The sequence below is a fragment of the Nocardia nepalensis genome (assembly GCF_048910785.1).
Lineage (GTDB): Bacteria > Actinomycetota > Actinomycetes > Mycobacteriales > Mycobacteriaceae > Nocardia > Nocardia nepalensis.
The window spans coordinates 94642-114454 of sequence record NZ_JBKBET010000031.1 but is presented as its reverse complement, the minus strand read 5'-3'; the positions used below and the strand labels follow the sequence as shown (position 1 = coordinate 114454).

Below are 19813 nucleotides of genomic sequence, written 5' to 3'. Positions count from 1 at the left end.
CGGAAGCCAGCGTTCGAGGTCGCGCTCGATCGGGAGTTCGGCGGACAGCGTGGCGCGGGGGTGCGATTCGAGGCTGGGTCGTCTATCGCGACAGCGCGCGGAGAGCGGATAACTGACCGCACAGACCACGCCCCGGCAAGGCCGGGGAATGGACGTGGCGCAGACCGTCCTGACGTCGACGTTATTGCGAACCCTCGCCGGTAGACGCCGGAAGATGCTGTGCGCATACGGCTTCCACGAATTCACCGACGGTGGCCCCGGGCAGGCGCCGGGACAGGTCGGCCTCGGTGATGATGCCGACCAGCTTGCCGGACTCGGTCACCGGGAGTCGTCGGATCTGGTGGCGCTCCATCAGTACCAGCGCGTCATCGATATCGGTGCCGGTGTCGACGGTGAGCAGGTCGTCGCCCTGGGCCATTTCGCCCGCCGTGGTCGTGCGCGGATTCGCACCGGTGGCGATGCATTTCAGGACGATATCGCGGTCGGTGACGATGCCGACCGGATGTCCCTCACCGTCGCAGATCGGCAGTGCGCCGACGTCGAGCTGACGCATCCGCTGCGCCGCGGTTTCCATAGTGTCGCGGACCGTAATGCTCGCGACATCGGGCTGCATGATGGCCTGTGCGGTGGTCATGGCTGGCCTCCTTGCCGAATAGGTCTGCACTGGTCGTACCCATCGTCGAACGGCCGAAGCGGGACAGCGAGGGCCGAAAGTCACCATGGTGCCGGTATTCGATGATGGATCCGGGCGGCGTCCCGCAGCGTCGCTGTGACACAGCCGACGTCCTCGATACATGGGACCTTCGGCCCTGTTCGGCGCTGTCGCGGCGCGGTGAAACTGCTGATGTGGTCTGCCGAGAAGGGGTTGCCGAGTGAGTACATCCGAGCTGTGGTCGACCGGGACAGCCGCGGAAGGGGTGTGCACCGTCCATGGTGCGGTGGATCCCGTCCAGATCGACCGTGCGATGCGGGCGATCGATCGCGTGCTGCGCTGTCACCACGTCGATGAACCGGTGCGGGTGCGGCTGACCGGACCGCCGTGCCCGGACGGACCGATGCTGGCGCAGGCGAATGCGGTGTTCCGGAATATCCCTGTGCGCGTTCAGGTTCCGGGTCCCAGCGGATTCATCGCCACCTTCCTGGCCGACCGGCTCGACCGCGAGTTCGCGCGGATGAGCTCCGATGCGGTGCCGAGGTATTGGCCCGATCCGGCGCGCCCATCGTTGGCGGCCCCCACCGAGGAACAGCCGATCGTGCGCCGCAAGCACTGCGCAGTGCTGACCGGAACCCCGGCCGAGGCGGTACGCGCGATGGAGGCGATGGATTACGACGTCCACCTGTTCACCGACGCGCAGACCGGCGAGGACGCGATCGTCTACTGGGCGGGCCCGCTCGGGGTGCGGCTAGCCCGGCAGCATCAACAACAGCTGCCCGAGTTCCTTTCGGGGTTGTCGCTCACCATGAATCCGCATCCCACGCCGTGTCTGACCGAAGCCGAGGCCGCGGCCAGGCTGTGCCGATACGGCCTGCCATTCCTGTTCTTCACCGATCCGGGCGGCGGGCGGGGGCGGCTGCTGTATCGCCGCTACGACGGCGCGCTGGCGATCGTCGCACCTGCGGCCGGGGGTGCGCGAACATGACCGATTTCGCCACCGACGACGTCTCCGTGCGTGCGATCGTCGAACTCGATCGCGCGTCGGCATTGGACCTGCTCGCGAGCGTCCCGATCGGACGAGTGGTCTTCAGCCGCAACGCATTACCGGCGATCCGCCCGGTCAACCATCTGGTCGAGGCGGACGGTCGCATCATCGTGCGCACCCGCCTCACCTCCCGGCTCACCTCTGCGGTGCGCGGCAACTCCGATGTCGTGGTGGCCTACGAGGCCGACGAGATCGACCCGCTCCTGCGCACCGGCTGGTCGGTCGTGGTGACCGGGCTTGCCCGCCCGGTCACCGATCCCGAGCGCATCGCCCGTTACGAGCGTTTGCTGCACCCGTGGGTCGACCAGCTCATGGATACCGTCATCGAGATCGAGCCCTCGATCGTCTCGGGTATCCGTCTCGTCGCCGCGGCCGCGTAAGCAGTCCTGGGCTGGTCGGAGGCCGCATCACGAACGCAGCACGAGAGGAGACAGCTATGACCCATCCCACTGATCTGAGCCCGGCCGAACGTCAACGCCGAGCCCGGCATGCCGTGGACGAACTCGGTCGAGACCGCGGCGAGCACACCGTGGTGCGCGTGCGCTGCGGTCGAAGTCACCACGTCGCAACCGTTTTCGATACGGCGCTGGGCGCGGTATACGTATCGTCGATCGGCCCGCATGCGCACGGGCGGCGCGACTTCAGCGATGAGGCCCATCATACGAGCCGACACGGCACCACATACGCCGACCTGCTCGATGGCGATCCGTTCACCGAGGACGCGCTTCCCGCCCACTGCGAGTGCGGCACGCACGAATTGTCCAGAGCTGAGCTGCGCCGCGCCGTCGACACACACCAGCGCACCGTCCAATTGAGCTGAGCGGCCGACAGCCTGCGCGGCTGGCGGGTGAGGGACCAACGACCCATGGGTGGGCGACATCGGGATCTTCCGGCGGGTGCGGTGCTTCGCGAAGCTGGTCTGTGAGGTGGTTGGCGATGGTTTTTCTCGACCGAGGCGACGCTGGCCGACAACTGGCGGTGCGCCTGCGGCAGTTGAAGGATGCCGATACCGTCGTGCTCGGTTTGCCGCGCGGCGGAGTTCCGGTCGCGTTCCAGGTCGCGCGCACGCTCGGTGCGCCGCTGGATGTGATCGTGGTGCGCAAGCTCGGGGTTCCATATCAGCCGGAGCTGGCTTTCGGCGCCATCGGCGAGTCGGGCGTCCGCGTGCTCAACGAATCGGTGATCGAGGAGGCGCGGCTCACCGCCGCGGAGATGGCGGCCGTGGAAGACCATGAGCGCGAAGAACTTCGGCGCCGGATCGAACGATACCGGGGTGAGCGTGCGCGAATCCCCCTGGCGGGACGGACAGCGATCATCGTCGACGACGGTGTCGCCACCGGCGCGACCGCCCGCGCGGCCTGCCGGGTGGTCCGGGCGCTGGGCGCGGCACGGGTCGTGCTCGCCGTGCCGGTCGGCGCGCCGGACGTGCTGGCCGAGCTGTCGAAGGAGGCCGACGAGGTGATCTGCGTCGAGCAGCCGTCGTGGCTCCACGCGGTCGGGCAGTGGTACTACCGCTTCGGTCAAACCCCCGACCGCGAGGTCACCGAGCTGCTGCACCGCGCCGCCGAGAGCGTGCCGAAGCGGCTATCGATGCCCGAGAGCGACCCGCCGCTGCGCGACGACGACGTTCGGGTGATCGCCGGAAAGGTCGAACTCACCGGACATCTCACAATTCCGGAGCAGCCGATCGGAATGGTCGTCTTCGCGCACGGCAGCGGCAGCAGCAGACACAGTCCCCGCAATCGCTATGTGGCCAGCGTGCTGAACCAGGCTGGTCTCGGCACGCTGATGTTCGATCTGCTCACGGTCGAGGAGGAGATCCACCGGGCTCGGGTCTTCGACATCGATCTGCTGGCGCGGCGGTTGGTCGAGGTCACCGAATGGCTTGTCCGCCAAGAACACGTCCCCGGTTTGCGGATCGGCTACTTCGGGGCCAGTACCGGGGCCGGTGCGGCATTGTCGGCAGCGGCCGATCCGCAGGTCGAGATTCACGCGGTAGTGTCCCGTGGTGGCCGACCCGATCTGGCCGGTGACCGGCTGGCCGATGTCCGAGCGCCGACCCTGCTGATCGTCGGCGGCCACGACACCGTTGTGCTGGAGCTCAATCAGCTTGCGCAAGCGGCGATGTCGTGCGAAACCACACTCGCCGTCGTACCCGGCGCGACCCACCTGTTCGCCGAACCCGGCGCCCTGGAGAAGGTCGCCGAACTGGCCCGCGACTGGTTCGTCGCCCAACTGGGCCCCATCCCCGCGGAGGAACGATCCGAGCACGGCGAGTCATAGGCACGCCGGGGTCATTGCCGGCGACCGGAACTCGTCGTCGCGACGGTGATTCGGCAGGGCCGAAATCGGCTGTTGTCGAGGACCTCGGCGCCATCCTCATGGCAGGGATCTGGGCGGGCCTGGCCTGGCAGGGGACCGGCCGCTTGCCGCTGCTGATCTCGGGTGCGTTCGGACTGCTGCTCGGCGTGTTCGCGATCGGCGGCCATCGATTCCGGCCGGACCCGGGTGCGTGCGGCGGTGAAGCCAGCCGCGGCGGTCGCCGGAATCGAGGCGACGCAGCCGAGCACCGTGGGCCGAAGGTCACGTCGACCGGTGACTCGATGCACTGACCCGGCATGGGCCGGATGACGAAAGTGAATGCGATCAATTCATTGTGACACCTGGTGGAGAGGGGCGAACGTGGTCGCTCGTGACGAAGTCAGTATGCGACGCCGCTGGTTCATGGCGTGCGCGGGCGGCGGGGGCATCGGCTTCGCGTCGCCCACGCTGATGTCGGCGGCGCTGCCCGATGTGACGGCGGCGTTGCCGATCGCCGGTGCCGTCGCCGGGGTCGTACTCGGCGGCTTCCAGGCCGTGATATTGCGTTCGCTGTTGGCCGGGTTCGGGATGCGCGATTGGGTGCTGGCCACGGCTGCCGGTACGGCACTGGCCTGGGCAGTGGTGTCGATCTTCCTGCGCAACGGGCCGTGGATGGCCTACGCACCCACCTCGGTTCAAGCGCCGCTCGCCGTGGCGGGCGGACTGGTGCTGGTGTTCGCACTGGGCATCGCGCAGTGGATGGTGTTGCGCCGCTGGACCGAGCGTGCCGTTTTATGGATCGTGGCCAATGCGGTGGGGTGGACCATGGGTTTGGTTGTGATCGGCCTGATCACCATGCCGCTGCGGCGATCGGGACAGATCGCGGTACCGGCCGCGGTGACCGAATTGGTCGCGGGTCTGGTGTTGGCCGTGATCTCGGCCGCCGTTACGGCGGCGTTCTTGGGGTACGTCCTCGAACCACGCTATGTCGCCGCGCCGGTGAACGCTCGGCGCGAAGGCCGTCGGGTCGGACGACCTGTGCCGCGTCCGCGTGGCCGGTTCCGCCTCGTTCTACGCGGAACTGGCGTTGCCACAACATAATTCGCGACATCTGCGGTTCCGGCTTTCGGCCGCCGACGCGCTGCGCACCCCAGACGGTGGTGCGCGACCGGCGCGTCACCGGACTTTGCGCCCCCGCGACGACGACAAACGGCCCGATCCGATCGGGACCGGGGTCCCTAGTCCGGCACAGCGGGCAGTGGTCGAATCGAAAGTGTCAGTCTCCCAACGAAAATGGAGCCAATCATGAGCCTGCTTCCGGTACATCGCCGTACGCACTCACTGTTTCCCGAACTGACCGACTGGCTCGGGGTTTTCCCGACCATCGAGAACATGCGCCCGTTAGTGCAGGGCCGTCTGCTGCGCGTCGAGGACGAGATGTCCGAGGGCAGATATCTGGTGCGCGCCGAGATGCCCGGCCTGGATCCGGACAAGGATGTCACCATCACCGTCCGTGACGGTGTGCTCACTATCAAGGCCGAGCGCGGCGAAAGGCAGGAGACAAAGGGCCGGTCGGAGTTCAGCTACGGCTCGTTCGTCCGCTCGGTCGCACTGCCCGCAGGCGCGAAGGAAGACGATATCGCCGCGTCGTACGACAAGGGGATCCTCACCATTTCGGTGCCCGTCGCCGAGGTCGCCGTGCCCGCCGAAAAGCACATCGCGATCAAATCCTCATAGCGACGACCGGATCCGGGACGGCCGTCGCGGCGGCCGCCCGGATCGCCGTATCGATCCTCGAAGGGACGCTGCATATGCCCGTCCAACCCGCAGTCGATCGGCATCAGCGGGCCTCGGCGTCGGTGGTGGTCGGCGTCGACGGCTCCGATGCGTCGTACGCGGCCGGAGCGGGCGGTGGGCTCACCCACCTGCGCTCGACGCTGTTCGCCGTGGCCGCCCACGGCCATGGCGGTGTCGTAGTGGTTCGGGGTGATGAACCGCCCACTCACCGCGCCGGTCCGGTCGTGGTCGGCCTACCTTCTCGGGACTTCCCGGCATCCTCACGATCCGCGAATTGGCGGCCGTGGCGCAGGATGTGCCGGCCGAGCAGCTGGCAGGATGGTCGGAGAAGTTCCCCGAGGTCGAGGTGATCCGCAAGGTGTATCCGGGCGGGCCGTGCGATCGGCTGCTCGCCTGTTCGCAGACCGCGCAATTGGTCGTGGTCGGCAGCAGCGCGCGGGGCGGGTTCCGCGACATGCTGCTCGGCTCCACAAGCAATTTCCTGATCCAGCCTGCCCACTGCCCGGTCCTGGTGGCCCATCAGCACTAGAGAGGTGTGAAATCCGATGTCCGACCGCAACAGTCCGTCCGATCCGAGCACCACCGATCCACATCGGGTGCCCTCGGCCATGGTGGTCGTCGGCGCCGACGGCACCGAGGGCGCGGACCTCGCGGTGCGCTGGGCTGCCCGAACCGCGGCGCGGCGGGGTCGCGGACTGCTCATCACACATGGCCTCGACCTGGGCGCGGTGCCTGCTGCGCTGCACGGACACGCGGTCGCGTTGTCGTCGCTGATGGATGAATTCCGCGCCCGCGGTACCCGTCTCGTGGCGGCCGCACGGCATCTCGCGCACGAAGTCGCCCCGGAGCTGACCATCACCACCGAGGTCTCCGACGCGAATCCGGCCGAACTGCTGGTTCGGCACTCGAGCACGGCGCATCTGATGGTGCTCGGGGCGACGCCCGGTGTCGGCTCCCTGCGCCATCTCGGCTCGACCCTGCTGGCCGTGGTGGCCCATGGTCGGGGTGCTGTCGTGGTCGCGCGGGCCGGTGATCCGGCACAGCCACCACGGTCGGACGGTCCGGTTGTGGTCGGGATCGACGGCAGCCTGGCCGGTGAGGCCGCAGTCGGCATGGCATTCGCCGAAGCCGCCGAGCGCGACACCGATCTGGTCGCGGTGCACGCCTGGAGCGATCTCGACTTCGCGGAGTTCGCCGGATACGACTTTCTCGATATTCCGGACGAGGATATCGCGGCCGCCGAGACGGTGCTGCTGACCGAGCGCCTAGCCGACTGGCAGGAGAAGTTCCCGGACGTTCCGGTGACCCGTGAGGTCTATCAGTCCGATGCCAGGACGCACCTCATGGAGTGGTCGAAGAAGGCACAGCTGGTCGTGGTCGGCAGCCGTGGTCGCGGCGGATTCCGCGGCCTGCTCTTCGGTTCCACCAGCAATTCGCTTGTACAGCATGCATTCTGCCCTGTGATGGTCGTCCATCCCGATTAGGTGGTGACAATGTCGAACCCCGATGATCCCTTCGCCCATGCCGTGCACACCGCGCATGTGTGGCTGCGCCGCATCACCGACGACCTGGCGACCGAGGACCGCGCCTTCGCCTATCGGGTGACCCGCGCCTGGCTGCACACCGTGCGCGACCGGTTGGAGGTGGCGGGAGCCGCGCATCTGAGCGCACAATTGCCCGCATTGCTGCGCGGCATCTTCTTCGAGGGCTGGGTCCCCGCCAAAGTGCCTGTCTCGCACAGTGTCCCGGAGTTTCTCCAGCAGTTCGCGGCCGAGGCCGGTGTGACCGAGGACGAGGCCACCGGGCTGGCCTGGCTCGTCACCGACGCCCTGCGTGACCTCTGCTCACCGGGCCAGTTGGATCAGATCGCGGCCGTCTTCCCGGAGGACCTACGCAATCTGCTGTTCGGCGTGAATACCGGTCCCTTCGATGAGGATGTCGACGAGGCGGCCGTCAACAACCGCAAGCCATTCCGGGCCCCGTGATAATGCGCGCCACCACCGGAGAACGTACGCCCGGCACGTCTGCTGTCGAGTCAGTTCTGCCGATGCTCTCGCATTCGGATTCCAAAGATCGCTGTCTCATCTCACGGGCCGAGGTATAGCCGTTCGTTGGGGAGGCGGGGGTAGCGGCTGGTGTCGCCGAGGTCGATGGTGACGGCGTCGTGGTAGTGGCGCGCCTGGTGTTCGCGCATGAATTCCAGTGCGGCGGTGAGGCAGGCGGTGAAGTCGAACCGCGCACCGTGGAGGAACACCGACAGATTGAGCGGGGACGCGAAAGGGGGATTCGCAGTCCTCATCGGTCAGGCGCGCATCGGCTCTGACTCGATACGGAACACCGGATAGTCCGGGGCGATCCGCTCGAAGTCGGCCACCGGGGCGTCCCGGGTAACCGGGATATGCGGTCGGGCTCCCGGTGCGACCCGCAGGTAGTTCCGCAGGATCGGCGCGCGCTGTTCCGGTTCGACCGCCACGAGGTGGACGTGCTCGTCGGTTCCGTGGCGCAGTTCGGCGTGACCTTCGGCGGCGTCGAGATTGCGCACCCAGTTCACATTCCGCCCCAACATCGACACCACATAGCGTTGGCCGGCGAAATCCGTCAGCACCACCGGAAACCAGATCACCTGCCCGCTGCGCCGCCCGCGAATACCGAGTGCGGCGACCCGCCGCGGTGCGATACCCGCCGCGAAAATCCATGCCGACAGACGATTCTGCCATCGCGCGAACCAATTCGGCCGACCGCTGCGATAGAGCCAGCGCAGATAGTTGTCGTAACCCCGCATGACGTGCTCCTCGTATGCATCGATTTCGATTACCGACTCAGCCTGCCTCGCGTACATGATTCCGCCCAGGGCCAAAGACCCTGTCCAAGAGTGTCCTCCGACCTGACCGGTGCGCAGGACATGCTCGGCCGGATCACTCCCAGGGCAGCGGCGAGCACCACCGTGGGCACCGAAAGACGTGGTGATAAAGGTTGCTTCGTTGTCATGACCGACTCCGGCGGTTCGCCGGTGCGAGACGTTTGTACAGAGTGTCTGCGAGCAGGACAGCCGGGATCGCGAGCAATGCGGCGAGCGCGCCGGGCCCGGTCGGACCCGCCTGGCCGAGTAAGCGGGCGATCGGCGCAAGGTAGAGGAAGGCGGCGAGCATGCCGAACTCCGCCAGGATGGCTCCCAGGAGCAGGCGGTTGGTGCGCGGCGGCATCCGCCAGAACGGCCGGATCGTGCTGCGACAGGCGAAGGCGTTTGCCGCCTGGCCGAAGACGATCGCGGTGAACGCCGCGCCCGAGGCGGCTGCCAGCGCCGGTCCGGTGGGGAACGCTTCGCCCGGCCGCCAGCCCATCGCGAGGAAGGACAGGACGAACACTGCGAGGCTCGTCGCCGCCTCGACCGGACCGAGGACACCGAAGGACCGGGCGAACAGCCTGCGGTCGAGCAGATGACCGCGGATCGGCGGTCGGTCCAGCACATGCGGGGCCGGTGGTTCCGCGCCGAGGGCCAGCGCTGGCAGCACATCTGTTCCGATATCGAGGGCGAGCACCTGCAAGACGCCGATCGCGAGCGGAAACGCGCCGCCGGAGAGCGCCCATGCGACGAAGGGTGCCAGCTCGGCGACATTGTCGGTGAGGTGATAGGTGAGGAAGCGCCGGATATTGGCGAAGGTCGCCCGCCCTTGTTCGATGGCGGCGACGATGGTGCCGAAGTCGTCGTCGAGTAGCACCAGATCGGCCGCCTCGCGCGCCACATCGGTGCCCGACTTGCCCATGGCGACGCCGATCGCGGCCTCCCGCAGGGCGGGTGCATCGTTCACCCCGTCGCCGGTCATCGCTACGACATGGCCGCGGGCCTGCAGCGCCTTGGCGATACGGAGTTTGTCCTCCGGGGTCACCCGGGCCACGATGACCGCGTCCCGGTCCAGCAACTCGCCCAACTCCGGTTCACCGCTGGGCAATTCGTGTCCGGTGTGAACCGGTGCGGCCGGGCCGGTCAAACCGATCTCACGGGCGATGGCCCTGGCAGTCTCTGGATGGTCCCCGGTGATCATGGCGACTCGAATGCCCGCGCGGCGGCAGGCGGCCAGCGCGTCGGCCGCGCCCCGGCGGGGCGGATCCTCCAGTGCGACAAGGCCCAACAGGGTCAGGTCGCGCTCGGCGTCGTCGGCGGAGGTGGGCGGGTCCGAGGCAATTGGGCGGGCGGCGACCGCTATGACCCGCAGACCGCGCCCGGCCAGCCGGTGCAGTGCCGCTGTCGCCTCCGGCAGTGTGGTGCAGCGCGAAAAGATCGCATCCGGTGCGCCTTTCACGAGCACCCGGTCCGCGACGACCACCGACATGCGCCGCCGACGCGCGTCGAACGGGAACCGTGCGCGCTCTGGAGGCGCGTCGGTGTCGCCCGCAGCGGCCACGCGGTGCGCTAACGTGTCCAGCGCGGCCTCCATCGGGTCACCTTGCGCGACCCACTCGCCGTCGCGGCGGACCGCGCGGCCCGATGAGCAGCGCCGCGCCGCCGACGCCAACTCCCGCACCGAATCCGAACTGCCGGTGGGCGGGTAGTTCACCTCGCCCGTCGGCTCGTACCCGTCACCGCTGATCGTCACCGTGCCGTCGGGCAGCCAGACCTCGACCACCGACATCTCGTTCTTGGTGAGCGTTCCGGTCTTATCGGTGCAGATGAATGTGGTCGATCCCAGCGTTTCCACGGCCTTGAGGTGCCGGACCAGCGCACGTCGCTCGGCCATCCGCTGTGCGCCCATGGCCAGTGACAGCGTGACGGTCGGCAGCAACCCGCAGGGCACCACGGCCACGGTGACACCGACCGCGAACAGGAAACCATCGGAGGCCCGGGTGCCGAGCAGCAGCGCCACCGCGAAGAACGCGACGCCCACTACGATCGCGACGGCGGCGATGATCCGCGAGATCCGATCCAGTTCGCGCCGCAGCGGGGTGGCCGCGGGGCGCTGCGCCTGGGTGAGTTTCGCGATACCGGCCAGCCGCGTCTGCGGCCCGGTCGCCACCACAGTCGCTTGGCCCTCGCCCTCGACGATGAAGCATCCGGCATACACCGATTCGCCCGGCGCCGGGTGCTCGGGCACGCTTTCGCCGGTGAGCGCCGAGGTGTCCACCGCGAGCCCGTGCACCCGGTCCAGGCGCAGGTCCGCCGACACGCGATCGCCCTCGGCGAGCAGCACCATGTCATCCATGACGAGTTGTTCGGCCGATATCTCCAGCACGGTCGCGTCGCGCACAACGGTGACCTGTCGCGGGAGCAGCCCACGCAACCGTTCGGCGGCGTGCTCGGCCCGCTGCTCCTGTGCGAATGCGAAGGCGCCGTTGAGCAATACGACCACGAACACCGCGATACCCAACTGCGGCATACCGGCCACGAACGCCAGCGCCCCCGCGACCCAGAACAGCAGCGCGAAGAAATGCACCAGCTCCGCCGCGAGGCGTCGCCAGGCCGGTGTCCGGCGCCGCACCGGCAGCGCGTTGGGCCCCGCACTCGCCAGCCGCCTGGCCGCTTCGTCCGCGGTCAGACCGCATTGCCCGGATACCGGTGCGTTCCCGACATTCCGCCCGGCTGCCCTGCGTGCCGCGATCGGGATTCGCTCGCTCGGATCGACTTGGATTCGCTCGCGCATCTGCACCTCCCGTCCGCCGTCGGCCGTGCCTGCCTACATCCCCGTTCGGGGGTGTGATTTGCGGGAATGACGATCGGGATGGCGCCGGGTCCACCGGGCCGCGATCAGCAGCGCGAACAAACACAGCAGCGTCGCCAACCAGACCCCGGTCGCCACATAGGCGATCACCGCACCGGTACTCATATCCGTCTGCTCCGTTCTCGGTCGATCATCGCATCGGTTTGCGTCGCGTCGACCGGTGATCTCCTTTGGTCGGTGTCATGCGTGGGGCACTAACTCGTGCAACGGCTGGTTGTGGTGCATGCGGGCGATCGCATCGGCCAGCAGCGGCGCGACCGAGCACACCTCGTATGGAGCGGCCGAATCCGGAATTTGCGCACGATCGCCACCGAATCCTGCATCGACGCCGCGAACTGTTCGGCGAGTTTCGCGGCGCCGAGATCCGGCGCGACGACGATGGTCCGCCCGGATCGCGCCGGGGCCGCCGCCTCCGACAGCAGCGGCACGGCGGTCAATACCTCGACGGGTACAGGCGATATCGCCTCCAGCGCCTCGGTGTGCGGGTCGACGACGTCCAGCCGATCGGCGATGGCGGCGGCCAGCCCCGGGTTGGCGCTCCCGGACACGACACGCAGTGTGGTCATGACATTCAGCTTCCGATGCGCGGGATGGAAAAGGCAGATCCGGTCGTCGCCAACCGAAGAGCCGTTGGTCCCTGCCCCACTACCCGACGGGTGTAATCAGCCCGTAGTGCCCGTCGTAGCGGTGATAGAGCACGCAGCCGCGATCCAGCTCGCGATCGTGGAAGAACACGAACGGCCAGCCGGTCAATTCCAGGCGCACGATCGCGGCCTCGACGTTCATGACCGGCGCCGGCCACGGACTGATCGTCATCCGCAGCGCGCCACGGGTGACCTTTTCGGGATGCGGATCGAATTGGGCGAGCCGGTGGCCGCCGCGGCCGGTGCGATACAACACGCTGTCGCTGCCCGTGCCGGATTCGGTGAAGAGGTGGAAGTCGTAATCCAGCAGCGCCATATCGAACGCGGCCTCGTCACAGGTCGCCTCGGCCAGCGCGAGCGCCTTGCGCCGCACCACCTGACGTTCGTCGGTGGGGCGCGGGAAGTACGGCAGCCGGGCCCGCGGCGCATCGCCGTGACGCCATTCGTGTGCGGCCGGTACGGTCCGGCGGCCGCGAATCGCCTCCCAATTCCGCGCAAGCCGCTGAAGTCGCGCCTTCAACCGCGCCTCTAGCAGATCGATCGCCTCGCGGGTGGTCGCCGCCGCGATCTGGACACGGACGGCACGACCATCCATATTCACATTCGCCTGGGCGACAATCGGATTGGTGGCCGCCGGATCGGTCTGCCCGGTGAGTCGCACGCGCGCCGACAGTACCGGCTCCGGCGCGTGATTCAGTGCGTCGCCGATCTTTTCGCGCGCGTACGCCGCCCCGGCGGCCGATACGTTCCGGTCGGCGGAGATCCGCAGTATCGAATCCGATTCCTTTGATTGGGTTTGCATGAATCCTCCTCAGGGACGACTGTGGCACCGACCCGATGCCGTGGAGAGGGTCGAAGGTCATCGTTCGAGCGGAATTGATCAGCCGCGAGCGGGTGCTTCGTGGTCGCGGTGCGCCCTGGCAGGGGAGGTGCCGTCCTGCGGCAGGTGCGCGACGGTGGCGTGTTCGGCCAGTTCCGCGATGCCGTCCCGGATTCCGTCGGCGATCACGTCGATATCGGGGGTGGTGTCGTAATCACCGGTGATGCCGAAGGCCAGGTGATCGCCGTAGCTGAGGATGGCGATGGCGGTGCGCAGGCGCATCGCGATCGGCACACACGGCAGCAGTTCCAGCACCTTGTGGCCCAGCACGGTCAGCTCGCGCCGCGGCCCGGGAACGTTGGTCGCCAACGCGCCGACGCCGCGCTGGGGGAAGCGCGCCGCGAGCCGAACGGTCCAGGCGACGGGGGCGAACGGGAGCCGCGCGGCCATCGACAGCAGGGAGTTCTCGGCCTGTGCCGAGCCGTCGGACTTGTGTGCGGTCATCCGGTCATGGATCGTGCCGAGTCGTTCGACCGGGTCGGCGATATCGACCGGCAGGTGCGGCAGTATGGCCGAAATTCGGTTGTCGAGGGCGTATTTCGCCTCCGCCGGTCGCATCGACACCGGCACCAGGATGCGCAGCTTATCGCGGGTCGGCTCCTCGCCACGGCGCAACAGCAGGGCTCGGTAGGCGGCGGCGACCGCGGCGAGCACGATGTCGTTGACGGTCACACCGAGCACCGCGCCGATGCCGCGCACATCGGAGAGTGAGGTGCGCACGGCGACGTAACGGCGCTGGCTCCCGATGGGACCGTTCAGCGAGGATTCGGTGGCCGGGCTGATGGCCGCGACCGCGATCGGAGCGAGGCTGCGCAGCGTGCCGATCACGAAGCGAGGTGCCTCCAGCGGCATCCGCAGGCTCTTGACCACCCAGCCGAACCATCCGGCCGCAGTGTGGTTTTCGTGATTTTGGCGCGGCTTGCGGGCTGGTACGTCGTCGGTGGTTCGATCGCAGAAGCTCTCCAGCAGTGAGATCCCCGAGACACCGTCGACGAGGCTGTGGTGTGCCCGTACGATCAGCGCCCAGCGGTCGCCGGCGAGATGTTCGACGACGGTGCACTGCCACAGCGGATGGTCGCGGTCGAGTCGCTCCGCGAGTTCGGTCGCGATCAGTTCGAACAGCGTCGCCTCATCTCCCGGCTCAGGGAGGGCGGCCCAGCGGATGTGGCGCGCCACCTCGAAATGCGGATCGTCCTCCCATACCGGTGCGACCAGGTCCAGTGGCGCACGGTGGATCCGCTGCCGTAGCCGGGTGTTGTGTTCGAGGTGTTCGACCAGCGCCTCGGTGAATTCGGCCCGCTTCGGCGCGGTTCCGGAAATGATCGCGACCGCGCCGATTCCGAGGCTGATGTGCCGGTCGGAATCCTCGAGTTCGATGAATCCCGAATCCAGTGGGCGTAACTCGGTCATGATGGGCACCTATCTCGTCCGCCGCCGACCTGACTGTGGTCATCTGAGGAGCTGCCGCTAGCCAATTGTCGCGTTTCGCGCTCGCGCACCCGAGATGCGAAAGTAACCGACCGAGGTGACCGTCGTCACGAGTCCTGTCCGACCGGGCGGCTCATACCGCGCCATTCCCGGTCCAGGGCCGCGTAGCGGCGCGCACGCAACAGGCGGCCGACGCCGAAGCCCGAAACAAGTGCGCCACCCCAGATGGTGACCAGCACCGTCAGTCCGATGCCGACACCGCTGTTGGCGGCGTTAACTGGACGCACCGGTGGGGTAGTGGCTTTGCCATCGGCGTCGAGCCACACCCGCACCTCATCTCCCGGCGCGGACTTGCCGGATACCCCGGTGGTCGTCGTCCCGGCGCGACCGCCCTGATTCCAGCGCACCGTCGCTTCGAATCGCTCGGTGGCCGCACCATAGGCGTCAACCGTCACGATGCGCTCCGGAGCCGCCGTAATCGAGGCCGGTACGGAGACTTTCGTCGCGTTCTCGACCCGGATCCGGCTCGCCGCCGCGGTGTAGCCCGCCGTTCCCGCCGCGCCCGCGACCGGCACCGCGACGAGCATGACGATCACCGCGATCAGCCACACCAAGGCCTCGATCCGATCCGACCCACGCATCAGCGGCGTGCTGCGCCACGGCCGTCGCCGCCACCAACGGGTCGGCAATGAGGGGTATTCCGACATGTTGATCACCTCGTCCGCCGTGTCGTGGCTTCCGGCTCGGATATCGTTTCCGCCGCGGGACCTGGACGCGACAGCTCATGCCGCAGTGCTGCGAGCCGTGCCGCCGCGTTCTGCTCCCGCTGGCGCAGCTGCGCACTGCTCAGGACATAGGAATCGGGACCGGGGAAGGTCAGCGCGCGATGCCCGGTATCGGACCAATGCACCAGGTAGGGCGGCGAGCCATCGCTCGAATGCACCTCCTCGATGAGACCGCGCCGAGTGGGGCCGTGGTTGGCACCGCCCTCGACGATCAGCCAATCTCCGGGTTGTGCGTGCATGACCGGACCTCCGACCAGTGTGTGAAGTTCAAGGATTCGTGCGCAGGATGCGGACGAGGAAGTAGCCGGTGACGGCAGCCATCGTCGCGGCCATCAACAGGCCGCCGACGATGCCGATCAACACCACGAGCGCCGTGGACTGTCCGGGCTGCCATAGCGGGCTGGTGAAGGCGGTGAATGCGAGCAACCCGGCCAACCAGGCCAGTGCGGTCGCCCAGATCCAGCGACCCGCACCGATTACGTGGTCGCGCAAAACAAACCACTGTGCGACACCGAGTGAGAGGAGCAGGACGACTCCGCCGACCGTCGCCGCGGGCACCAGGATCCAGGGGGACCAGGTGTCGAGTCCGTCCCCGGCCAGCACCGGGACCGCGCCTATCGACCAGGCGACCAATGCCCCGAGTGCGGTGGCGCGAATCCAGTCGCCCGAGCGCAATCCCGGCAGGGCCGAGCGCAATACCCTGGCCTGGAACCAGCCCAGCACACTGCCCTCGACCACGCCCGCGATCAGCAGCGCCAGGGCGGTGACCGGTGCGGTATCGCGCACCAGGGCACCGGTCACCGCGGGCGCCGCGAAGCCGAGCAATTCACCGAGTGTCACATTGGTGAACCAGCGCCGCCACAAGCCCCGCTGTTCGGTGCGTTCGGCTGGGCTGCCCACCATGTAGTGCGGCTCGGGCGTACCCGCCAATTCGATCACCACGATCGGATCGGTCGTCGGAACCTCCGAGCGTGGAAATGCCGCCTGATAGATCGCTGCCGCTTCCTCGCGTTCCAGCGAATCCGGTTGTGCCACATGCCCCATACCGCGATGCCACCGGCCGTCGAGCCACACCGAAAGCGGCCGGGGTGTGCGGAAGTTGCGCCACCACGTCTTCGTGTCGGCGCGACCGACCCGGATGACCACGTTGTCGTCCATGCGGGCATAGGACACTGCAAGCGCAATATGACGACCCGAACGCCGCGCCTGATAACGCAGCTCGCACAGGTTTCGCCGCAGTCCGTGGGCGAGCGGGGAATGCAGTGCCGACAACATCACGGATGTGCCGAATCCCAGTGTCTGGTATCGAGTCGTGCTCATCGTCATATGTCGATCGTCACGCCACTGCACGGCGTCGCGGCAGGACCGAATGGCACCGGTCCGGTAGCCATTTGCCCCTGAGGATCACCCGGAAGTCCCGGCGAAAGCCGAGACCCGGCCGAGCATCGTCGGCTTCGAGGGCTCACCGCATGGGTCTTTGGTCCCTACCGGGTCCTACGCCGCATCGGCAAGCGGCGCCGCACTGCGCCGTCGGCACGGCGAATCGGCGCTGCGGCCCGGACTACGGCCTACTCACACGCCAGCGATATCGCGCCGATCGAATACCGGCAAGGCGACCAGCAGACAACCGATACCGACCAGCGCCGGCCACAGGTACGCCACCGACAGACCAGCACCGAGCGGTCCACCCTCGATCGCCTGATGAAACGGTGACCACGGCCCCCACGGGCGCACCGCCGCGACCAGCTTGCTCGCCACATACAGCACATACGCGCCGACGGCCAGCACCGCAGCGGCACCCAGCGCGACAACCCTTCGTCCGGTCGCCGCACCGACCGCCGCGGCGATCAACCCGTACTCGATACCGAGCAGCGCCATCGACAGCGCCCCCGTGGCGGCGGCGCCGATCGACACCCCGAGCCCGAAAACCGCCGAAGCCACCCCGAGCGAACCGAACAGCACGATCGCCAGCACCCCCACCGAAGCGATCACCACCCCCGCCTGCTCGAGTGCCAGCCGAATCGGTGAAACCCCGTTCATCAGAAGCACTTCCAGCGTCCCGTCCTCTTCCTCACGGGCGACGCCGCGGGCCCCGCGGCCGATGGCGAACACCAGGAACAGGATCGGCAGCAGCATGCTGAACAGCTCGGCGTTCAGGAATCCCGCGCCGGTGACGAATTGGTCGAGATTGAACAGTTTGCGCAACGCCTCCGGATAGTTCTTCAGGAACTCCTGCATGCCGGACATATTCGAAAATGACGGCCAGATAGCGGATTCCAGCAACACCAGCGACGCGATGCCGATGCTCCAGCCGATCAGCCCGCGCCGCTGATCGCGCAGGCACTTCGTGAATACGGTGCGCAACATGGTGTTTCAACCCTGTCCGTAGTAGGCGAGGAAGATATCCTCGAGATCCGGCTCGTGACTGACGATGTCGGTGACCTGATGCGGTGCGACCGCCTGCAACAGTTCTGCCGTCGATCCTTCGATCTCGACGTGCACCGCCTTGGTGTTGCGCCGCACGGTCCTTACCCCCTCGATGCGGCGCAGTCCCTCCAGATCCGGTGGTGTGCCCGCGAATACGAGATCCAGCCGGCGCAACGGTCGCGCGGTGAGTTCGGCGATCGAGCGCACCTCCACCAGCCGACCCTGCCGCAGGATGGCGACCGTATCGGCCACCTCCTGGACCTCGGAGAGCACATGTGAGGACAGAAAGACCGTCCGTCCCTCATCCCTGACCTCGCGCAGTAGCGCGTGGAACTCCCGCTGGACCAGCGGATCCAGCCCCGCGGTCGGTTCATCGAGGATGAGCAGCTCGGGCTCGGCCATGAACGCCTGCACGATCCCGACCTTCTGCCGATTGCCGTGCGACATCGCACCGATATGCGTCGAGGTATCCAACCCGAGCCGCTCGGCGAGCCGGGCGCGCACCTTCGGGTCGACGCCGCCACGCAGATGGGCGAGATAGCTCAGGTACTGCTCGGCGGTCAGGTCCGGATAAGCGACGAATTCGCCAGGGAGATAGCCGATCCGGCGTCGAGCCGCGGCCCGGTCGCGCACCGTGTCCGCGCCATCGATGGTCGCCGTGCCGCGCGTCGGCCGTAACAATCCGGCCAGCAGCCGAATGGTGGTCGTCTTGCCGGCACCATTAGGTCCGAGGTAACCGAAGACGACCCCGGCCGGGACCTCGAGGTCGAGGTCCACGAGTGCCGGCTTGTCGCCGTAGCATTTTGTCAATCCCACGGTTCGGATGGTCGGTGACATGGTCCCTCTTTTGTCAGGAGGCAATCGCCTACAGCGGCCGCACCACGTCGGCCAGTGGGCGACGCGGGGTGGGCGGCACCTGCGCGGCACTCGTCGCCGCCCAGCCGATTCGAACCATCAACTGCGGAAAACCGCTGTCGGACAGGACATCCGCGCGCACCAGGGCGCGGGTGTCGGGCAGTTCCAGCGGTTCGCTGAGCGGGCAGGTGGCCAGCCCGTAGGTGGTGGCGGCCAGCAGTACCGCGCTGGTGGCCTCCCCGGCGCGCAGCCGCGACATCGGATCGTCGGATGCGGTGTGCACCAACAGCAGCACACCGCGCTCGTCGAGGTCGTGGATCACCGCCTCGGTCAGCTCGGGACTGTGGAACTCGCGGGTCAGCGGATCCGCGGCCGTGACGGCACTGCGAGCGGGCACACCCTCGGGCGCGACATGCCGCCCGCTCCACAGCGCGAGCTCGGTCTGGTACGCGGCATCGTCGCGATGGCGCGTGGCGGCCTGCTGGAAGGCCTGCACCAGCCGCGTCCGGGTGCTACCGCCGAGGATCTCCTGGACCAACGCGCCCTCCGCCGTACCGACCTCGATGAGGTGCTCGATATGTGTGGGCGGGACCTCCCATGAGGTGACGCGCCGTCGATCCGTGCGCCGTCGTTCGATGGCTCTGGCCGCCGCGACGACGTCGGCGGTGGGAGTGGTCGGGGAGAACTCGATGGACGCGAGGTGTTGCGGCTCGGCCGGATTCGGGAGGCGATGCACGACGGTGTGCCAGCCGAAGGACTGCGCAGCCACCCGGAAGTGGTGCAGCGCCGCCCCGCAACTGAGCAGCAGATCGCGTCCGTCCGGGTCGGCCAGCGACAACTGCCGAGTTTCGTCGGCATACAAGTGCACCGTGCGGTCGCCGACGCGCCATTGCCACGGCTGGGTGTTGTGTATCGATGGCGCGCGCACAGCCAGCGCCAGCGCGGACCGCACGGTCTCGGTATCGGGATGCGCTTGGGCCATTGCCTCTTCCTTCATCTAGCGGCTATGACTTCTTGGCGGACAGATAGGTGGTCACGATGACCATCAACGCGATGACGACGGCGATGATGACGGTCGCGGTGGGCCAGTCCATGGCGACTCCTTCGATCGGACACGTGGTGACGACCCCACTCTCTGTCGCGTGCCTGGTCGCCGAATAGGGGAATTAGGTCCCGCGACCAGGTCTTTCGGCCTCTCCATGCAATTCGGGTTTGTAGTGCCCATCGGCCCACCACAGCGGGACCAGTGGCCCTGGCACGTGGCGCGCCCAGGGCCGACAGT

At 67.7% G+C, this 19813-nt stretch carries 24 protein-coding genes; 10 read left to right on the top strand and 14 right to left on the bottom strand.

What is annotated here, in order from left to right:
- Nucleotides 1-181 precede the first annotated feature (181 nt).
- Nucleotides 182-634: a CBS domain-containing protein gene (locus tag ACHQ4I_RS25345; RefSeq protein WP_420774338.1), complete on the bottom strand. Its 453-nt coding sequence runs from the start codon at nucleotides 632-634 to the stop codon at nucleotides 182-184.
- A gap of 238 nt (nucleotides 635-872) precedes the next feature.
- On the opposite strand from ACHQ4I_RS25345, the gene ACHQ4I_RS25340 reads away from it, so the two are divergent.
- From ACHQ4I_RS25340 to ACHQ4I_RS25295, 10 genes are all read left to right on the top strand, one after another.
- On the top strand, nucleotides 873-1640 hold the full coding sequence (locus ACHQ4I_RS25340; RefSeq protein ID WP_420774337.1) for a sigma 54 modulation/S30EA ribosomal C-terminal domain-containing protein: 768 nt from the start codon (nucleotides 873-875) through the stop codon (nucleotides 1638-1640).
- Complete coding sequence (locus ACHQ4I_RS25335; protein ID WP_420774336.1) at nucleotides 1637-2080, top strand: pyridoxamine 5'-phosphate oxidase family protein; 444 nt, start codon at nucleotides 1637-1639, stop codon at nucleotides 2078-2080. Before ACHQ4I_RS25340 ends, ACHQ4I_RS25335 begins: the two co-directional genes overlap by 4 nt.
- Before the next feature lie 56 nt (nucleotides 2081-2136).
- On the top strand, nucleotides 2137-2520 hold the full coding sequence (locus ACHQ4I_RS25330) for a hypothetical protein (protein ID WP_420774335.1): 384 nt from the start codon (nucleotides 2137-2139) through the stop codon (nucleotides 2518-2520).
- A gap of 116 nt (nucleotides 2521-2636) precedes the next feature.
- Nucleotides 2637-3983 (top strand): alpha/beta family hydrolase, encoded by a 1347-nt coding sequence (locus tag ACHQ4I_RS25325; protein ID WP_420774334.1) that lies wholly within the window; start codon nucleotides 2637-2639, stop codon nucleotides 3981-3983.
- A 98-nt stretch (nucleotides 3984-4081) separates the two neighbouring features.
- The gene (locus tag ACHQ4I_RS25320; protein WP_420774333.1) at nucleotides 4082-4312 is read left to right on the top strand and encodes a hypothetical protein; all 231 of its coding nucleotides are present in this window, start codon (nucleotides 4082-4084) and stop codon (nucleotides 4310-4312) included.
- Between the two features lie 94 nt (nucleotides 4313-4406).
- Nucleotides 4407-5102 carry a hypothetical protein gene (locus tag ACHQ4I_RS25315; RefSeq protein WP_420774332.1) on the top strand — a complete coding sequence of 232 codons (696 nt, stop codon included), beginning with the start codon at nucleotides 4407-4409 and terminating at the stop codon, nucleotides 5100-5102.
- 201 nt (nucleotides 5103-5303) lie between these two features.
- The gene (locus tag ACHQ4I_RS25310; protein ID WP_420774942.1) at nucleotides 5304-5738 is read left to right on the top strand and encodes an Hsp20/alpha crystallin family protein; all 435 of its coding nucleotides are present in this window, start codon (nucleotides 5304-5306) and stop codon (nucleotides 5736-5738) included.
- Nucleotides 5739-6081: 343 nt separating this feature from the next.
- Nucleotides 6082-6327: a universal stress protein gene (locus ACHQ4I_RS25305; RefSeq protein ID WP_420774941.1), complete on the top strand. Its 246-nt coding sequence runs from the start codon at nucleotides 6082-6084 to the stop codon at nucleotides 6325-6327.
- Between the two features lie 16 nt (nucleotides 6328-6343).
- Entirely contained in the window at nucleotides 6344-7282 is a 939-nt protein-coding gene (locus tag ACHQ4I_RS25300; RefSeq protein ID WP_420774331.1) for a universal stress protein, read from the top strand.
- Between the two features lie 9 nt (nucleotides 7283-7291).
- Entirely contained in the window at nucleotides 7292-7783 is a 492-nt protein-coding gene (locus tag ACHQ4I_RS25295; RefSeq protein WP_420774330.1) for a DUF2267 domain-containing protein, read from the top strand.
- 101 nt (nucleotides 7784-7884) lie between these two features.
- On the opposite strand, the gene ACHQ4I_RS25290 is transcribed toward ACHQ4I_RS25295, so the two are convergent.
- From ACHQ4I_RS25290 to ACHQ4I_RS25230, 13 genes are all read right to left on the bottom strand, one after another.
- A complete protein-coding gene (locus ACHQ4I_RS25290; protein WP_420774329.1) occupies nucleotides 7885-8097 on the bottom strand; it encodes a hypothetical protein in 213 nt (70 codons plus the stop codon).
- Nucleotides 8098-8100: 3 nt separating this feature from the next.
- A complete protein-coding gene (locus ACHQ4I_RS25285; protein WP_420774328.1) occupies nucleotides 8101-8580 on the bottom strand; it encodes a nitroreductase family deazaflavin-dependent oxidoreductase in 480 nt (159 codons plus the stop codon).
- 202 nt (nucleotides 8581-8782) lie between these two features.
- Nucleotides 8783-11434, bottom strand: a complete 2652-nt coding sequence (locus tag ACHQ4I_RS25280; protein ID WP_420774327.1) for a cation-translocating P-type ATPase — start codon at nucleotides 11432-11434, stop codon at nucleotides 8783-8785.
- Nucleotides 11435-11467: 33 nt separating this feature from the next.
- A complete protein-coding gene (locus ACHQ4I_RS25275; protein WP_420774326.1) occupies nucleotides 11468-11617 on the bottom strand; it encodes a hypothetical protein in 150 nt (49 codons plus the stop codon).
- Nucleotides 11618-11706: 89 nt separating this feature from the next.
- The gene (locus tag ACHQ4I_RS25270; protein WP_420774325.1) at nucleotides 11707-12078 is read right to left on the bottom strand and encodes a ribose-phosphate diphosphokinase; all 372 of its coding nucleotides are present in this window, start codon (nucleotides 12076-12078) and stop codon (nucleotides 11707-11709) included.
- Between the two features lie 79 nt (nucleotides 12079-12157).
- Complete coding sequence (locus tag ACHQ4I_RS25265; RefSeq protein ID WP_420774324.1) at nucleotides 12158-12958, bottom strand: sigma 54 modulation/S30EA ribosomal C-terminal domain-containing protein; 801 nt, start codon at nucleotides 12956-12958, stop codon at nucleotides 12158-12160.
- A gap of 78 nt (nucleotides 12959-13036) precedes the next feature.
- A complete protein-coding gene (locus ACHQ4I_RS25260) occupies nucleotides 13037-14446 on the bottom strand; it encodes a wax ester/triacylglycerol synthase family O-acyltransferase (protein WP_420774323.1) in 1410 nt (469 codons plus the stop codon).
- Nucleotides 14447-14571: 125 nt separating this feature from the next.
- Entirely contained in the window at nucleotides 14572-15171 is a 600-nt protein-coding gene (locus ACHQ4I_RS25255; protein WP_420774322.1) for an Rv1733c family protein, read from the bottom strand.
- A 5-nt stretch (nucleotides 15172-15176) separates the two neighbouring features.
- Nucleotides 15177-15488, bottom strand: a complete 312-nt coding sequence (locus ACHQ4I_RS25250) for a DUF1918 domain-containing protein (protein ID WP_420774321.1) — start codon at nucleotides 15486-15488, stop codon at nucleotides 15177-15179.
- Nucleotides 15489-15516: 28 nt separating this feature from the next.
- Complete coding sequence (locus ACHQ4I_RS25245; RefSeq protein WP_420774320.1) at nucleotides 15517-16575, bottom strand: hypothetical protein; 1059 nt, start codon at nucleotides 16573-16575, stop codon at nucleotides 15517-15519.
- Between the two features lie 246 nt (nucleotides 16576-16821).
- Complete coding sequence (locus tag ACHQ4I_RS25240) at nucleotides 16822-17616, bottom strand: ABC-2 transporter permease (protein ID WP_420774319.1); 795 nt, start codon at nucleotides 17614-17616, stop codon at nucleotides 16822-16824.
- A gap of 6 nt (nucleotides 17617-17622) precedes the next feature.
- Complete coding sequence (locus ACHQ4I_RS25235) at nucleotides 17623-18492, bottom strand: ABC transporter ATP-binding protein (protein ID WP_420774318.1); 870 nt, start codon at nucleotides 18490-18492, stop codon at nucleotides 17623-17625.
- 49 nt (nucleotides 18493-18541) lie between these two features.
- Nucleotides 18542-19528 (bottom strand): Acg family FMN-binding oxidoreductase, encoded by a 987-nt coding sequence (locus ACHQ4I_RS25230; RefSeq protein ID WP_420774317.1) that lies wholly within the window; start codon nucleotides 19526-19528, stop codon nucleotides 18542-18544.
- Nucleotides 19529-19813: the final 285 nt, after the last annotated feature.

What these genes read in the sequence shown, in the direction of transcription:
- ACHQ4I_RS25345 (WP_420774338.1), bottom strand. Translation starts at nt 634, where the DNA reads ATGACCACCGCACAGGCCATCATGCAGCCCGATGTCGCGAGCATTACG.
- ACHQ4I_RS25335 (WP_420774336.1), top strand. Translation starts at nt 1,637, where the DNA reads ATGACCGATTTCGCCACCGACGACGTCTCCGTGCGTGCGATCGTCGAA.
- ACHQ4I_RS25330 (WP_420774335.1), top strand. Translation starts at nt 2,137, where the DNA reads ATGACCCATCCCACTGATCTGAGCCCGGCCGAACGTCAACGCCGAGCC.
- ACHQ4I_RS25325 (WP_420774334.1), top strand. Translation starts at nt 2,637, where the DNA reads ATGGTTTTTCTCGACCGAGGCGACGCTGGCCGACAACTGGCGGTGCGC.
- ACHQ4I_RS25320 (WP_420774333.1), top strand. Translation starts at nt 4,082, where the DNA reads ATGGCAGGGATCTGGGCGGGCCTGGCCTGGCAGGGGACCGGCCGCTTG.
- ACHQ4I_RS25315 (WP_420774332.1), top strand. Translation starts at nt 4,407, where the DNA reads ATGCGACGCCGCTGGTTCATGGCGTGCGCGGGCGGCGGGGGCATCGGC.
- ACHQ4I_RS25300 (WP_420774331.1), top strand. Translation starts at nt 6,344, where the DNA reads ATGTCCGACCGCAACAGTCCGTCCGATCCGAGCACCACCGATCCACAT.
- ACHQ4I_RS25295 (WP_420774330.1), top strand. Translation starts at nt 7,292, where the DNA reads ATGTCGAACCCCGATGATCCCTTCGCCCATGCCGTGCACACCGCGCAT.
- ACHQ4I_RS25290 (WP_420774329.1), bottom strand. Translation starts at nt 8,097, where the DNA reads ATGAGGACTGCGAATCCCCCTTTCGCGTCCCCGCTCAATCTGTCGGTG.
- ACHQ4I_RS25285 (WP_420774328.1), bottom strand. Translation starts at nt 8,580, where the DNA reads ATGCGGGGTTACGACAACTATCTGCGCTGGCTCTATCGCAGCGGTCGG.
- ACHQ4I_RS25280 (WP_420774327.1), bottom strand. Translation starts at nt 11,434, where the DNA reads ATGCGCGAGCGAATCCAAGTCGATCCGAGCGAGCGAATCCCGATCGCG.
- ACHQ4I_RS25275 (WP_420774326.1), bottom strand. Translation starts at nt 11,617, where the DNA reads ATGAGTACCGGTGCGGTGATCGCCTATGTGGCGACCGGGGTCTGGTTG.
- ACHQ4I_RS25270 (WP_420774325.1), bottom strand. Translation starts at nt 12,078, where the DNA reads ATGACCACACTGCGTGTCGTGTCCGGGAGCGCCAACCCGGGGCTGGCC.
- ACHQ4I_RS25265 (WP_420774324.1), bottom strand. Translation starts at nt 12,958, where the DNA reads ATGCAAACCCAATCAAAGGAATCGGATTCGATACTGCGGATCTCCGCC.
- ACHQ4I_RS25260 (WP_420774323.1), bottom strand. Translation starts at nt 14,446, where the DNA reads ATGACCGAGTTACGCCCACTGGATTCGGGATTCATCGAACTCGAGGAT.
- ACHQ4I_RS25255 (WP_420774322.1), bottom strand. Translation starts at nt 15,171, where the DNA reads ATGTCGGAATACCCCTCATTGCCGACCCGTTGGTGGCGGCGACGGCCG.
- ACHQ4I_RS25250 (WP_420774321.1), bottom strand. Translation starts at nt 15,488, where the DNA reads ATGCACGCACAACCCGGAGATTGGCTGATCGTCGAGGGCGGTGCCAAC.
- ACHQ4I_RS25245 (WP_420774320.1), bottom strand. Translation starts at nt 16,575, where the DNA reads ATGACGATGAGCACGACTCGATACCAGACACTGGGATTCGGCACATCC.
- ACHQ4I_RS25240 (WP_420774319.1), bottom strand. Translation starts at nt 17,616, where the DNA reads ATGTTGCGCACCGTATTCACGAAGTGCCTGCGCGATCAGCGGCGCGGG.
- ACHQ4I_RS25230 (WP_420774317.1), bottom strand. Translation starts at nt 19,528, where the DNA reads ATGAAGGAAGAGGCAATGGCCCAAGCGCATCCCGATACCGAGACCGTG.